General features: G+C 61.7%; 8 protein-coding genes. 4 read left to right on the forward strand and 4 right to left on the reverse strand.

The window, feature by feature from the left end:
• Positions 1 to 3 precede the first annotated feature (3 nt).
• Together REH34_RS28555 and REH34_RS28560 are read left to right on the forward strand one after the other, a co-directional pair.
• Entirely contained in the window at positions 4 to 3,111 is a 3,108-nt protein-coding gene (locus REH34_RS28555; protein ID WP_311970088.1) for an efflux RND transporter permease subunit, read from the forward strand.
• Positions 3,108 to 4,592, forward strand: coding sequence for an efflux transporter outer membrane subunit (locus REH34_RS28560; RefSeq protein ID WP_311970089.1), 1,485 nt, complete (start codon positions 3,108 to 3,110; stop codon positions 4,590 to 4,592). Before REH34_RS28555 ends, REH34_RS28560 begins: the two co-directional genes overlap by 4 nt.
• Before the next feature lie 123 nt (positions 4,593 to 4,715).
• Here REH34_RS28560 and REH34_RS28565 read toward each other — a convergent pair whose 3' ends face one another.
• The 4 genes from REH34_RS28565 to metH form a co-directional block, all read right to left on the reverse strand.
• Positions 4,716 to 5,030 carry an SCP2 sterol-binding domain-containing protein gene (locus REH34_RS28565; protein WP_226502427.1) on the reverse strand — a complete coding sequence of 105 codons (315 nt, stop codon included), beginning with the start codon at positions 5,028 to 5,030 and terminating at the stop codon, positions 4,716 to 4,718.
• Between the two features lie 329 nt (positions 5,031 to 5,359).
• The gene (locus REH34_RS28570) at positions 5,360 to 5,854 is read right to left on the reverse strand and encodes a DUF934 domain-containing protein (protein ID WP_226502428.1); all 495 of its coding nucleotides are present in this window, start codon (positions 5,852 to 5,854) and stop codon (positions 5,360 to 5,362) included.
• On the reverse strand, positions 5,838 to 7,496 hold the full coding sequence (locus REH34_RS28575; protein WP_226502429.1) for a nitrite/sulfite reductase: 1,659 nt from the start codon (positions 7,494 to 7,496) through the stop codon (positions 5,838 to 5,840). Before REH34_RS28575 ends, REH34_RS28570 begins: the two co-directional genes overlap by 17 nt.
• A gap of 535 nt (positions 7,497 to 8,031) precedes the next feature.
• The gene (gene metH / locus REH34_RS28580) at positions 8,032 to 11,724 is read right to left on the reverse strand and encodes a methionine synthase (protein ID WP_311970090.1); all 3,693 of its coding nucleotides are present in this window, start codon (positions 11,722 to 11,724) and stop codon (positions 8,032 to 8,034) included.
• A 368-nt stretch (positions 11,725 to 12,092) separates the two neighbouring features.
• On the opposite strand from metH, the gene sohB reads away from it, so the two are divergent.
• A complete protein-coding gene (gene sohB, locus REH34_RS28585; protein WP_226502431.1) occupies positions 12,093 to 13,115 on the forward strand; it encodes a protease SohB in 1,023 nt (340 codons plus the stop codon).
• 202 nt (positions 13,116 to 13,317) lie between these two features.
• The gene (locus REH34_RS28590; RefSeq protein WP_311970091.1) at positions 13,318 to 15,612 is read left to right on the forward strand and encodes a fatty acid cis/trans isomerase; all 2,295 of its coding nucleotides are present in this window, start codon (positions 13,318 to 13,320) and stop codon (positions 15,610 to 15,612) included.
• The last annotated feature ends 120 nt before the right edge of the window (positions 15,613 to 15,732 follow it).

Raw genomic sequence — 15,732 nt, forward strand, 5'->3', positions numbered from 1 at the left:
GCGATGAACATCTCCGGACCGTTTATCCGTCGTCCTGTCGCCACGCTGCTGCTGAGCCTGGCGGTCATGCTGCTGGGCGGCGTGGCGTTCCGACTACTACCGGTCTCACCGTTGCCGCAGATGGATTTTCCGGTGATCGTGGTTTCGGCGCAGCTGGCTGGCGCCAGCCCAGAGGTCATGGCGTCGACTGTGGCCACGCCGCTCGAACGGGCGTTTGGCAGCATCGCCGGTGTCACCAGCCTCAACAGCCGCTCCACTCAGGGCTCGACCCGGGTGATCCTGCAGTTCGACCTCAAGCGCGATATCAACGGCGCCGCCCGCGAAGTGCAAGCCGCCATCAACGCCTCGCGCTCGCTGTTGCCCAGCGGTATGCGCAGCATGCCTACCTACAAGAAGGTCAACCCCTCGCAAGCGCCGATCATGGTACTGGCACTGACCTCCACGGTATTGCAGAAGGGCGAGCTCTACGACCTGGCCTCGACCATCCTGTCCCAGAGCCTGTCTCAGGTGAATGGTGTCGGCGAGGTGCAGGTGGGCGGCAGTTCGTTGCCAGCGGTGCGGGTCGAGCTCGAGCCTCAGGCGCTGAGCCATTACGCGGTGTCGCTGGATGATGTGCGCAGTGCGATCGCCAATGCCAATGTGCGCCAGCCCACCGGCTTCGTCGAAGATGCCGCCAACAGCTGGCAGGTGCAAACCAACGACCAGCTGGAAAAAGCCAAGGATTACCGGCCGCTGATCATCCGCACCCAGGACGGCGCGGTGTTGCGGCTGTCGGACGTCGCTCGAGTCAGCGATGCGGTCGAGAACCGTTACAACGCGGGCTTCTTCAACAAGCAGGCGGCGGTGTTGCTGGTGATCAACCGCCAGACCGGCGCCAACATCATCGAGACGGTCAAGCAGATCAAGGCCCAGCTGCCGGCGTTGGCGTCGTTGCTGCCGGCCAGCGTCAAGCTCGACCTGGCAATGGATCGCTCGCCGGTGATCACCGCCAACCTGCACGAGGCCGAATTGACCCTGTTGATCGCCGTGGGCCTGGTGATCCTGGTGGTGTTCCTGTTTCTCGGCAATTTCCGCGCGTCGGTGATTCCGTCGCTGGCGGTGCCCGTGTCCTTGATCGGCACGTTCGCGGTGATGTATCTGTACGGGTTTTCACTCAACAACCTGTCGTTGATGGCGTTGATTCTTGCCACCGGGTTGGTGGTGGACGATGCCATCGTGGTGCTGGAGAACATTTCGCGGCGCATCGACGAGGGTGAAGCGCCGCTACAGGCTTCTTATAATGGCGCCCGCGAAGTGGGATTCACGCTGCTGGCGATGAACGTGTCGCTGGTGGCGGTGTTTCTGTCGATCCTGTTCATGGGCGGCCTGGTGGAAATGTTGTTCCGCGAGTTTTCCATCACCTTGGCGGCGGCGGTGCTGGTGTCGTTGCTGGTGTCGGTGACGCTGACGCCGATGCTCTGTTCGCGCTGGCTGCAGCCCCACAGCCCGGGTGACGAAAACCGCCTGCAGCGCGCCAGTGCGCGGCTCAACGAACGGCTGGTGGCCGGCTACGATCGCACCCTGGGCTGGGTCCTGCGTCACCCGCGCCTGACCTTGCTGGTGCTGCTGGTGACCATTGGCGTCAACGTCGCCTTGTACATCGTGGTGCCCAAGACCTTGCTGCCGCAGCAGGACACCGGGCAGTTGATGGGCTTTATCCGGGGTGACGACGGCATGTCGTTCGCGGTGATGCAGCCGAAGATGGAAATCTATCGCCACGCCTTGCTGGCGGACAAATCGGTGGCCAGCGTCGCCGGCTTTATCGGCGGCAACAACGGCACCAACAACGCTACCGTACTGGTGCGCCTCAAGCCCATCGAACAGCGTGACGACAACGCCCAGCAGATCATCGACCGGCTGCGCAAGGATTTGCCACCGGTGCCCGGCGCACGGCTGTTCCTGATGGCTGACCAGGACTTGCAGTTTGGCGGCGCCCGTGACCAGCAGACTTCGCAGTACAACTATGTGGTGCAGAGCGACGACCTGGCGGCGCTGCGCCTGTGGTTTCCCAAGGTGGTCGCGGCCTTTCGCGGTTTGCCGCAGCTGACGGCCATCGATGCCCGCGAAGGCCACGGCACCGCGCAGGTCACGTTGGTGGTGGACCGCGATCAGGCCAAGCGCCTGGGCATCGACATGAACAGGGTCACGGCGGTGCTCAACAACGCCTATAGCCAGCGGCAGATTTCGACCATCTACGACAGCCTCAACCAGTACAAGGTGGTGATGGAAATCAACCCCAAGTACGCCCAGGACCCGATCACCCTCAATCAGGTACAGATCATTACCGAGGCCGGGGCCACGGTGCCGCTGTCGGCGATCGCCCATTACGAAAACAGCCTGGCGGACGATTCGGTCAGCCATGAAGGGCAGTTCGCCTCCGAAGACATCTCCTTCGACCTGGCCGAGGGTGTTTCCCTGGATCAGGCGGGAGCGGCAATCGAGCGGGCACTGGCCGGCGTTGGCCTGCCGTCGAGCATCATCGTCAAGAATGGCGGTACCGGCGGTGCCTTCGCGGCGGCGCAGAAGGGCCAGCCGCTGATGATTCTGGGCGCGCTGGTGATGGTCTATCTGGTGCTCGGGATCCTCTACGAAAGCTATGTACACCCGCTGACCATCCTCTCGACCTTGCCGTCGGCGGGAGTAGGGGCGTTGCTGGCCATTTACCTGACGGGGGGCGAGTTCAGCCTGATCTCGCTGCTGGGGCTGTTTCTGTTGATCGGCGTGGTGAAGAAAAACGCCATCCTGATGATCGACCTGGCCTTGCAGCTCGAACGCAATGAAGGCATGACGCCGCTGGAGTCGATTCGCCACGCGTGCCTGCAACGCCTGCGGCCGATCCTGATGACCACCATGGCGGCCATCCTCGGCGCCCTGCCGCTGTTGCTGGGCACGGCCGCTGGGGCCGAGATGCGCCGCCCGCTGGGCCTGACCATCATTGGCGGGCTGGTGCTCAGCCAGATCTTGACGCTTTACACCACGCCTGTTGTTTACCTTTCTCTGGATCGCCTTCGTCACCGGGTCAACCGCTGGCGTGGGGTGCGTACCGATGTTGCCCTGGAAACTCCGCTATGACTGCTCGTTTGCCTGATTCCCAGCCCTGCGCGTTGACCGTGCGGCTGTTCGCCGCCCGCGGGTCACGCGTTGCAGGGCTTGCCTTGTGCGGGTTGATGCTGAGCGCGTGCGCCGTGGGGCCGGACTACCATCGCCCGGCAATCGCCGCGCCCGCGCAGTTCAAGGAAGCCGCGGGTTGGCGTCAGGCACAGCCCAGTGATGCCTTGGCACGCGGGGCCTGGTGGGAGCTGTATGGCGACGCGCAACTCGACGGGCTGGTGGAGCAGCTCAATCGGTCCAACCAGACAGTCGCGCAATACGAGGCCCAGTATCGCCAGGCGGCGGCACTGGTGCGCAGCGCCCGTGGCGCGTTCTTCCCCAGTGTGACGCTGGATGTCAGCAAGAGCCGCGCGAGCCAGGGCACCGGCAGCAGCGGTTCGAGCCTGAGCAGTTCCAGCAGCGGTATCCGCGACACTCACAACGCCCAGCTTGGGGTCAGCTGGGAAGCCGATGTATGGGGCCGCTTGCGTCGTGGCCTGGAGGCCGATACTGCCAGCGCCCAGGCCAGCTATGCCGATCTGGCGGCGATGCGCCTGAGCCTGCAATCGCAGCTGGTGCAAGCCTATCTGCAGTTGCGGGTGCTGGATGAACAGAAGCGCCTGCTGGAATCGACGCTGGAGACCTACCAGCGCTCCCTGACCCTCACCCAGAACCAGTACAAGGCCGGTATCTCGGGCCAGGATGCGGTGGCCCAGGCGCAGACCCAGCTGAAGTCGACCCAGGCCGACCTGATCGACCTGATCTGGCAGCGGGCTCAGCAGGAAAACGCGATCGCCGTGCTCACTGGCCAGGCCCCGGCAAATTTCAGCGTGGCGCCGGTGCAGAGCGTGCCGCAGCTACCGCAGATCCCGCTGGGCGTGCCGTCGCAATGGCTGGAGAGGCGCCCCGATATTGCTTCAGCCGAGCGAGCTGTCATCGCTGCCAATGCCAATATCGGCGTGGCCAAGACCGCTTACTACCCGGATCTGACCTTGAGCATGGCCGGCGGCTATAGCAGCAGTACCTTTGCCAATTGGATCTCCCTGCCTAACCGTTTCTGGTCGGTGGGGCCGCAGTTGGCCATGACCCTGTTCGACGGCGGCCAGCGTGCTGCCGAGGTGCAACGTACCGAGGCCGTCTACGACCAGACGGTGGCGCAATACCGGCAGACGGTGCTCAACGGTTTTCAGGAAGTGGAAAACTACCTGAGCCAGTTGAAGGTGTACGAAGACGAGGCGGGGGTTCGTCAGCAAGCGCTGGATGCGGCCCGGCAGTCGCTGCGCTTGACTACCAATCAGTACCGCGCTGGGGTGATCGGCTATCTGGATGTGGTGACGGTGCAGGCCACGGCGTTGAATAATGAGCGCACCGTGCTGGCGTTACAGCAAAGCCGGCTGATTGCCAGCGTGCAGTTGATCGCCGCGCTGGGTGGTGGTTGGGATGGGGAATTGAATCGGCCGTAATGTACGGCTCAGGTGCGACTTGCACTGTGGGAGCAAAGCTTGCTCGCGAAGGTGTCGGCGGCCAATGGTGCTACGCCTGACGTCTTCGCGGGCAAGCCTCGCTCCTGCAGAGGTAACGAGCGCTTAGACCGGGAACAGCTCGCTCAACTTCATCGCCAGCATCATGTCGCCTTCAGCGCGCAGCTTGCCGCCCATGAACGCCTGCATGCCGTCGGTCTCGCCGCTGACGATGCCCTTGAGCGTTTCGCTGTCCATCACCAGAGTGACCTGGGCGTCCGGGTTTTCGCCTTCCTGCAGTTCGCAGGTGCTGTCCTTGACGATCAGCGAGAAGTTCTCGGTCTCGTCGATGCGGAAACCGAACACCAGGTCCAGGCCGCCGGCGGCAGCGGGATTGAACTTGGCCTTCATCTTTTCAACGGCTTTGGCTACATCGGTCATGGCGCGTTCCTTATTGGGTGATTTGAGCAACCGCCCGGGGTCCAGGCGGGCGCTGATGGGGGTGGTTGGAAATTGACCACTCCCAAAGCAGGACCCGACGAGGTTAGGGGGCCTCCAGCGAGCTGTCAACGAAAACATACAAGCGTTTGAAAAGCTCGTTTGAATTAACATTCAGGCACTCGTGGGCTAACAGCAAAAGGGGCCAGTTCTGCTCCTGCTTGGCCCCTTCATCACTAAGCCCCCCCCGAAAACGGCAAAAGGCCGAATGATCGGCCTTTTGGCGTGTTTGGCTGCCATGACGGCAGCCAATGGCAGGCTTGTAACGGACCTTAGCGGCGCCGGAACAGCGGCAGCGGCTCGTCGGTGGCGGCCTGGTAGGTCACGCTGAAGTCCTTGAGGCTTTCCAGCGCTTCGTACGGGTCCTTGTCGGCGCGCAGGGCGAAGGCGTCGAAACCGCAGCGGTGCAGGTAGAACAACTGGTCGCGCAGCACATCGCCGATTGCCCGCAGTTCACCCTTGTAGCCGTACCGATCACGCAGCAGACGCGCGTTGGAGTAGTTGCGCCCGTCGGTGAAGGCCGGGAAGTTCAAGGCGATGACCTGGAAGTGCTCGACATCGTCACCGATCTCTTCGGCTTCTTCGTCGGCATCGAGCCACACGCCCAGGCCGCCATCGCGGGCCTTGAGGGCGTTGCCGTGTTCGCGCCACAGCGCCAGCGGCACGATCAGGTCGTCGCAGTTGCTGATGCTGTCAAAGCTCGTGTCCTTGGGCAGCAGGTGCCAGGTCTCGTCGATGACGGCATTGTTCTTAATGATTCGCTGCATAGACGCGCTCCTTGAACGGATCGATACCAATACGCTGGTAGGTGTCGATAAAACGCTCGTCTTCCGTGCGCTTCTCTACATAAACGTCGATCAGCTTGCCGATCACTTCAGGCATCAGTTCCTGAGCGAAGGATGGGCCGAGGATCTTGCCCAGGCTGGCGTCACGGCTGGCGCTGCCACCCAGGGAGACCTGGTAGAACTCTTCGCCTTTCTTGTCGACACCGAGGATGCCGATGTGGCCGACGTGGTGATGACCACAGGCGTTCATGCAGCCCGAGATGTTGACGTCGATGTCGCCGATGTCGAACAGATAGTCCAGGTCGTCGAAGCGGCGCTGGATGGATTCGGCGATCGGGATCGACTTGGCGTTGGCCAGCGAGCAGAAATCACCACCGGGGCAGCAGATGATGTCGGTCAGCAGGCCGATGTTCGGCGTGGCGAACCCGCCTTCGCGCAGTTCCAGCCAGAGGGCGTGCAATTGTTGCTGCTCGACGTCGGCGAAGATGATGTTCTGCTCGTGAGAGGTACGCAGCTGCCCGAAACTGTAGCGCTCGGCCAGGTCGGCGACGGCATCCAGCTGTTTGTCGGTCAAGTCGCCTGGAGCAACGCCTGTTGGCTTGAGCGACAGGGTCACAGCCACGTAGCCGGGCTTCTTGTGCGCCAGGGTGTTGCGGGCGCGCCAGCGGGCGAAACCTGGGTGCTCGGCTTCCAGCGCGCCGAGTTGGGCGCTGAAATCGCTCAGGGCCTTGTATTCGGGATCGACGAAGTGCTTGGCTACGCGCTGCAGCTCGGCTTCGGTCAGCGTGGTGCTGCCGCCGCGCAAGTGCTCCATCTCAGCGTTGACCTTTTCGGCGAACACTTCAGGGGTCAGGGCCTTGACCAGGATCTTGATGCGCGCCTTGTACTTGTTGTCGCGACGGCCATAGCGGTTGTACACACGCAGGATGGCGTCGAGGTAGCTCAACAGGTCTTGCCAGGGCAGGAATTCATTGATGAACGCGCCGACCACCGGCGTACGGCCCAGGCCGCCGCCCACCAGGACGCGGAAGCCCAGCTCGCCGGCTTCGTTGTACACCGGCTCCAGACCAATATCGTGCACTTCGATGGCCGCACGGTCGGTGCTGGCGCCATTGAGAGCGATCTTGAACTTGCGCGGCAGGTAGGCGAATTCCGGGTGGAAGGTGGTCCACTGGCGGATGATTTCGCACCAAGGGCGCGGGTCGATGACTTCGTCGGCAGCGACACCGGCGAACTGGTCGGTGGTGACGTTGCGCAGGCAGTTGCCGCTGGTCTGGATCGCGTGCATCTGCACGGTGGCCAGCTCGGCGAGGATGTCCGGGATGTCTTCGACCGCCGGCCAGTTGAACTGCACGTTCTGGCGAGTACTGATGTGGGCGTAGCCCTTGTCGTAGTCGCGGGCGATCTTGGCCATCATTCGCGCCTGGCGCGACGTCAGTTGGCCATAGGGCACGGCGACTCGCAGCATGGGCGCGAAACGCTGGATGTACAGCCCGTTCTGCAAGCGCAGCGGGCGAAACTCTTCTTCGCTCAACTCCCCGGCCAGGTAGCGGCGGGTCTGGTCACGGAACTGCTTGACGCGGTCCTCGATGATCCGTTGATCGTACTCGTCATAAACGTACATAGTGGTCCTGTTCTCAGGCTGCTACAGCATCTCTGCATAACTGCGCGCACGGCCGCGCACTCCGGCTTCGGAGCCGACGGAATATACCCGTTTGCGGATATGCTTAATAGTGACGTTTGAATATAAGTAAATAACCCAAGGTTATAACTGGCATGGCTGTTAATCATTCAGTACTGAGTTTGGCCGATATCCCTACTTGTAAGAAGGGCATTGGTGAACTTGACTGTATTGTATGTCCTGCCCCAGTGACATCCCGTCCGATAACAATCACAAGAGACGACGCCCGATGAACCATTCGATCAAACCGCGTAAAAATGCCAGTCATGTCGATGCCTGGGCCATAGCCTTTGTGGTCATCCTGGTGGTGGCTGCAGTGGTGTTCTGGGCCAGCCATCACTGACCGGCTCTGGGTAATGGCAACTGGCCTATTCGCGGCCAGGCCCCGCTCCCGCAGGCGTACATCCATGGGAGCAGGACCTGCCCGCGAAGATGGCCTGCGGTCAGCATCATTCAGCTGTCATACCCCAGACATAATTCAGCTGTCATACCCCAGGTTCGGCGACAGCCAGCGCTCGGTCACGCTGATGTCCTGGCCTTTGCGTGCTGTGTAGCTTTCAACCTGGTCCTTGTCGACCTTGCCCACCGCGAAGTACTGCGCCTGCGGATGAGCGAAATACCAGCCGCTGACTGCCGCCGTCGGGAACATCGCGTAGTGCTCGGTGAGGGTCACGCCGCTTTGGTTATCGGTATCCAGCAGCTCGAACAGCGTGCCTTTCTCGGTGTGGTCCGGGCAGGCCGGGTAGCCAGGGGCAGGGCGGATGCCGCGGTATTTCTCTTTGATCAGCTCGTCGTTCTCGAGTTGTTCATCCGGTGCGTAGCCCCAGTGCTCCTTGCGCACCTGCTGGTGCAGCCACTCGGCGCAGGCCTCGGCCAGGCGGTCGGCCAGGGCCTTGACCATGATCGAGTTGTAATCGTCGCCGGCGTCCTGATAAGCCTTGGCCACTTCTTCGGCGCCGATACCGGCGGTAGTGATAAAACCGCCCACATAATCGGTGACGCCACTGCCCTTGGGCGCGACGAAGTCCGCCAGGGAGAAATTCGGCTTGCCATCGGTCTTGATGATCTGCTGGCGCAGGTGGTGCAATTTGGCCAATGGCTGGCCATCATCGCCATAGACTTCGATGTCGTCGTCCTGCACCTGATTGGCCGGCCAGAAGCCCAGCACGGCGCGGGCCTTGATGAGTTTCTCGTCGATCAACTTGCGCAGCATGGTCTGCGCATCGGCGAACAGCGCCGTCGCCGCTTCGCCCACTACCTCGTCGGTGAGGATACGCGGGTATTTGCCGGCCAGATCCCAGGAAATAAAGAACGGCGTCCAGTCGATGTATTCGGCGAGCACGTTCAGGTCGATATCGTCCAGCACCCTGGCGCCGGTGAAGCTTGGCTTGACCGGCGTGTAGGTGCTCCAGTCGAACGCCGCCTTGGCCTCCAGTGCCTTGGCGTAGCTCAGGCGCTCGGTGCGCGCACTGCGTGCGGCGGTACGCTCGCGGACTTCGACGTATTCGGCACGGGTGCGCTCGACGAAGCCGGCTTTCAATTCCTTGGACAGCAGCTGGGTCGCCACGCCGACAGCGCGTGATGCGTCGGTCACATAGATCACCGCGTCGTTGCTGTACTTGGGCTCGATCTTTACCGCCGTGTGGGCCTTGGAGGTGGTTGCGCCGCCGATCATCAACGGCAGGTGGAAGTCCTGGCGCTGCATCTCGCGGGCTACATGGACCATCTCGTCCAGCGAAGGAGTAATCAGGCCGGACAGGCCGATGATGTCGCACTTTTGCTCGCGAGCCACCTGGAGGATCTTGTCTGCCGGGACCATGACGCCCAGGTCGACGATGTCATAGCCGTTGCAGCCGAGCACCACGCCGACGATGTTCTTGCCGATGTCGTGCACGTCGCCCTTGACCGTGGCCATGAGGATCTTGCCCTTGGCTTCTGGCTTGTCGCCTTTTTCCAGCTCGATGAACGGGATCAGGTGCGCTACCGCCTGTTTCATCACCCGCGCCGACTTGACCACCTGAGGCAGGAACATCTTGCCCGAGCCGAACAGGTCGCCAACGATATTCATGCCTGACATCAGTGGGCCTTCGATCACCTCGATCGGACGGCTGAAGGATTGGCGAGACTCTTCGGTGTCTTCGACGATGTGAGTGGTGATGCCCTTGACCAGTGCATGCTCCAGGCGTTTGTTGACTGGCCAACCGCGCCACTCTTCGGTCTCGGCTTCCTTGACGCTGCCATCGCCCTTGTATTTGTCGGCAATCGCGAGGAGGGCGTCGGTGCCTTCCGCAGTGCGGTTGAGGATCACGTCCTCCACCGCGTCACGCAGCTCGGCCGGGATCTGGTCGTAGATCTCCAGCTGGCCGGCGTTGACGATACCCATGGTCAGGCCGTTGCGGATCGCATACAGCAGGAACACCGAGTGGATCGCCTCGCGCACCGGGTTGTTGCCGCGGAACGAGAACGACACGTTGGACACGCCGCCGCTGGTCAGCGCGTAGGGCAGTTCGTCGCGGATGTAAGCGCAGGCGTTGATGAAATCGACGGCGTAGTTGTTGTGCTCCTCGATACCGGTGGCGACCGCGAAGATGTTCGGGTCGAAGATGATGTCTTCCGGCGGGAAGCCGACTTCGTCGACGAGGATATCGTAGGAGCGTTTGCAGATTTCCTTCTTGCGCGCTTCGGTGTCGGCCTGGCCGGCCTCGTCAAAGGCCATCACCACCACGGCAGCGCCGTAGCGCTTGCACAGTTTGGCGTGATGAATGAACTGCTCGACGCCTTCCTTCATGCTGATGGAGTTGACGATGCCTTTGCCCTGGATGCACTTGAGGCCGGCTTCGATGACTTCCCACTTCGAGGAGTCGATCATGATCGGCACTCGGGAGATATCCGGCTCGCCAGCGATGAGATTGAGGAAGGTAACCATCGCCTTCTTCGAATCGAGCATGCCCTCGTCCATGTTGATGTCGATCACCTGGGCGCCGGCTTCGACCTGCTGCAGGGCGACTTCGAGGGCTTCGGTGTAGTTGTCTTCGCGGATCAGGCGAGCGAATTTCGCCGAGCCGGTGATGTTGGTGCGTTCGCCGACGTTGACGAACAACGAGCTGCGATCGATGGTGAACGGCTCCAGACCCGACAGGCGGCAGGCCTTGGGGATGTCGGGAATGACCCGCGGCGCATACCCGGCGACGGCCTTGGCGATCGCGGCAATATGGCCGGGTGTGGTGCCGCAGCAACCGCCGACGATGTTGAGAAAGCCGCTCTGGGCAAATTCTTCGATGATGGCAGCGGTTTGCGAGGGCAGCTCATCGTATTCGCCAAAGGCGTTCGGCAAGCCGGCGTTGGGGTGCGCGGAGACGTGGGTCTCGGCCTTGTTGGCCAGTTCCTCGAGGTACGGACGCAGCTCGGCGGCGCCCAGGGCGCAGTTCAGGCCGACCGAGATCGGCTTGGCGTGGCGCACCGAGTTCCAGAAGGCTTCGGTGGTCTGGCCCGACAGGGTGCGGCCCGAGGCATCGGTGATGGTCCCGGAAATCATGATCGGCAGTTCGAAACCCAGCTCCTCGAACACGCCCTGCACGGCAAAGATGGCCGCCTTGGCGTTCAAGGTGTCGAAAATGGTTTCGATCAGGATCAGGTCGGCGCCGCCCTTGATCAGGCCCTTGGTGGCCTCGGTGTAGTTTTCCACCAGTTCGTCGAAGGTGACGTTGCGGTAGCCGGGGTTGTTGACGTCTGGTGAGAGCGAGCAGGTACGGCTGGTAGGGCCGACGACCCCGGCGACGAAGCGTGGTTTGTCTGGGGTTTCGAGGGTCTTGGCGTCGGCCACCTGGCGGGCGATGCGGGCACCTTCGAGGTTGAGCTCGTAGGCCAGCGACTCCATGCCGTAGTCGGCCTGGGACACTTGCGTGGCGTTGAAGGTGTTGGTCTCGAGGATGTCGGCGCCGGCGTCGAGGTAGGCCTTTTCGATGGCCGCGATCACGTCCGGGCGGCTGAGCAGCAACAGGTCATTGTTGCCCTTGACGTCGCTCGGCCAATCGGCGAAACGCTCGCCGCGGTAATCCTCTTCCTCGAGCTTGTAGCTCTGGATCATGGTACCCATGCCACCGTCGAGGATCAGGATGCGCTCTTTGAGTGCTTGCTTGAAGACTGATAGACGAGTGCTGCGATCGGACATGGGAAGACATACTCTTTAGAGACAATTCGGGCGCTGAAGGCCGTTTACAGGGGATCGATGATAGCAAAGCTGCAACGCATTTGAGGGAGTTGGGATGAACATGAATAGCGCTCATGTTGAGCTCGGGGATGTTGCGGCTGGGCCCTTCGCCGCCGAACGCGCAACCTTTCTCGCAGGAACGATGGTTCTGAGTCGTACGAGTGTGGGAACTGGCTTGCCTGCGAAAAAGCGATCTCATGGGTCCCGCATCAAATAACCTGTTACCACCCCGCGCGCACGCGACTGGCACCTGCGCGCGCCCGCCGGTATGCTGGGCGGACAAGCGCGCCGGGACAGCCGGGCGCTGTGCATCGGTTAAAGGAGCCCTCTTGAATTTTCTGTTCGATTACGCCAGCTTCCTGGCCAAGACCGTTACCCTGGTCATTGCCATCGTCATCGTCCTGGCCAGTATCGCCTCGCTGCGCAGCAAGGGCCGGCGCAAGACTGGCGGGCAGCTGCAGATCAGCAAACTCAATGATTTCTACAAGGGCCTGCGCGAACGCCTGGAGTCCGGCATGCTGGACAAGGATCAGCTCAAGGCCTTGCGCAAGACTCAAGCCAAGGCGGCCAAGGCAGAGAAGAAAAAGCCCGATTCCAAGGCGCGGGTATTCGTGCTCGATTTCGATGGCGACATCAAGGCATCCGCCACTGAAAGCCTGCGCCACGAAATCACCGCACTGCTGACGCTGGCCACATCCAGGGATGAAGTGGTGCTGCGCCTCGAGAGCGGCGGCGGCATGGTTCATAGTTACGGCCTGGCTTCCTCGCAACTGGCGCGTATCCGCCAGGCGGGTGTGCCCTTGACCGTGTGCATCGACAAGGTCGCGGCCAGCGGCGGCTACATGATGGCCTGCATTGGCGAGAAGATCGTCAGCGCGCCGTTCGCGGTACTGGGTTCCATCGGGGTGGTGGCGCAGTTGCCGAACGTCAATCGCCTGCTGAAAAAGCACGATATCGATTTCGAAGTGCTCACGGCAGGTGAGTACAAGCGCACGCTGACAGTGTTTGGCGAAAACACCGAGAAGGGGCGCGAGAAGTTTCAGGAAGACCTGGACATCACCCACAAGCTGTTCAAGAACTTCGTGGCGCATTACCGCCCACAGTTGCAGATCGATCAGGTCGCTACCGGCGAAGTCTGGCTGGGTGTCGCCGCCCTGGACAAAAAGCTGGTCGACGAGTTGAAGACCAGTGACGAGTACCTGGCCGAGCGCGCCAAGGTCGCGGAGGTGTTCCACCTGCATTATGCCGAGCGCAAGAGCTTGCAGGAGCGGGTAGGGATGGCGGCGAGCACCGGGATCGAGCAGATGGCGATCAAGGCGTGGGGCAAGATCAGCCAGCAGCGGTTCTGGTAGCCCGCGTCAACCCCCGTGGGAGCGAGCTCGGCTCGCGAAGGCAGCATCAATGCCAGCATGACCGCCGGGGTCGTGCACAGGCGTGATGACCCTTTCGCGAGCAGAGTTCGCTCCCACAGCGAATGTTCGACCATAGTTTCAGCTGCTGTAGTGGCCATCAAGCGTTACAATCGGCTCCTGATGATTCAGGAAAACCGGCCAAATGCCTTACCGCTCGATCCTTTGCGCTCTCCTGCTGTTGTTTTGCGGGAGCCCTCAGGCGCAAACCCCGGCGACGCCGGTTATCTCCTACACCCGTGACGTGCAGCCCATTTTTACCGAGCGCTGTATCGCCTGCCATGCCTGTTATGACTCCGCCTGCCAGCTCAACCTCGGCAGCTCCGAAGGGGCTGCCCGGGGCGCCTCCAAGGTGCCGGTATATGATGGCTACCGCAGTCGCGCGCAGGCGCCTACTCGGCTGTTCATCGACGGGTTCGGCCCTGAGCAATGGCGCCACAAGGGGTTTTACTCGGTGCTCGATGCTCAGGGCAGCCAGGCCGCGCTGATGGCGCGCATGCTCGAGCTCGGGCGTCAGGCTCCATTGGCGCCGAATGCGAAGCTGCCCGACGGCATCGTGCTGGGGCTTGAACGGCAGAACATGTGCCCGATGCCGGGCGAGTTCAATGCCTACGCCGGTGCCCATCCCCGCGAAGGGATGCCATTGGCGGTCACCGGGCTGACCGATGGCCAATATCACACCTTGCAAGCCTGGCTCGCCCAAGGCGCGCCTGTCGATCAGCAGGCCGTGCAGCCGAACCCCAGCGAGGCGCGGCAGATCACTGAATGGGAGGCGTTTCTCAATGCCCCTGGCGCTCGGGAGTCCCTGGTGGGGCGCTGGCTCTTTGAGCACCTCTATCTGGCGCACATCTTCTTTGACCGCGGCCAGTCGGGGCATTTTTTCCAGTGGGTTCGCTCACGCACACCCAGCGGCCAGCCGATCGATCTGATCGCCAGCCGGCGGCCTGATGACGATCCAGGCACGACCTTCTACTACCGCCTGTGGCCGGTAGAAGGGGCGATCGTCTACAAGACCCACATCACCTATCCGTTCGACGCGGCAAAAATGGCGCGCATCAAGCAATTGTTCTACACCGGCGACTGGCAGGTCACCCGCCTGCCGGGTTATGGTCCGCAGCACCGCGCCAATCCGTTCGAGACCTTCGCGCAGATCCCGGCAGGCGCGCGCTATCAGTTCATGCTCGACAATGCCGATTACTTCGTCGACACCTTCATTCGTGGTCCGGTCTGCCGCGGGCAGATTGCGACCGACGTGATTCGCGACAATTTCTGGGTGATGTTCCAGGCCCCGGAACATGATCTGTACGTCACCGACTCGCAGTATCGGGCCAAAGCCACGCCATTGTTGGCCATGCCTGGGCAGAACGACGACGTTGGCAGTGTGCTGGCCCTGTGGCTGCGTTATCGCGACAAGCGCAATGCCTACGAGGCACTGCGCCGCGATACCTATGGCGACGCACCGCCGCCGAGCTGGTCGAGCCTGTGGGCAGGTAACAACAATGCGCTGTTGAGTATTTTCCGTCACTTCGACAGCGCCACAGTGACCAAGGGCCTGGTCGGTGAAATACCGCAGACCCTGTGGCTGTTCGATTACCCGCTGCTTGAGCGCACCTATTACCAATTGGCAGTCAATTTCGATGTATTCGGCAACGTCGCTCATCAGGCGCAGACCCGCTTGTACTTCGACCTGATCCGGAACGGCGCCGAGGTCAACTTCTTGCGCTTGATGCCGGCTGACAGCCGTGAGGACTATCTCGATGACTGGTATCAGAACGGCGGCAAGCTGAAGATGTGGCTCGATTATCAGAAGATCGACGACAGCAAGCCCACCGGACTGGTCTTGATCAAGAAAGACCCCAAGGCCGATTTCGCCAGGCAACTATTGGCACGCTATGCCACGCTGAACGCCAACCCCGACCCGATCAACCGTTGTACCGGTGCCTACTGCTCGCGTCCGGGTGCGGCGCCCTTGATCCAGGAAGCCGAACAATCCCTGAGTCGCTTGGCATCGCGCCCGGCAGGTGGGCTTCAGGTCATCGATCGAATGCCCGAGGCGACCATGCTGCGGGTGGATGATGGCCAGGGCCATCGGGTGATTTACAGCGTATTGCGCAACCGCGCGCACAGCAACGTAGCGTTTCTGCTGGGTGAATCGAGTCGCTATCAGCCAGCGCTGGACACCCTCACGGTATTTCCGGGAGTCATGACCAGTTATCCGAACTTCATGTTCAACGTCCCGGCATCCGAGGTGCCGTCATTTGTCGACCAGATGATGGCGGTCAAGGATGCAGCCGGCTTCGAGAAAATCGTCGACCATTGGGGGATACGTCGCAGTCATCCGCAGTTCTGGTTCTATTTCCATGATCTGACGACCTACTTGCAGGAGACCAATCCGGTGAATGCCGGGGTGCTGGACATGAACCGCTACGAGAATTTATGACGGTCGTCAGTATCACCCGCGAATGGCCGATCTGACTTTCTCGGGACCTTTTGCGCCAAAGTGAAGTCCGACGCAACACAGGGTGCCCCGAAAGGGTGCGCCAGTTGTGGGATTCAAGAC

The sequence above is a fragment of the Pseudomonas baltica genome, assembly GCF_031880315.1.
Lineage (GTDB): Bacteria > Pseudomonadota > Gammaproteobacteria > Pseudomonadales > Pseudomonadaceae > Aquipseudomonas.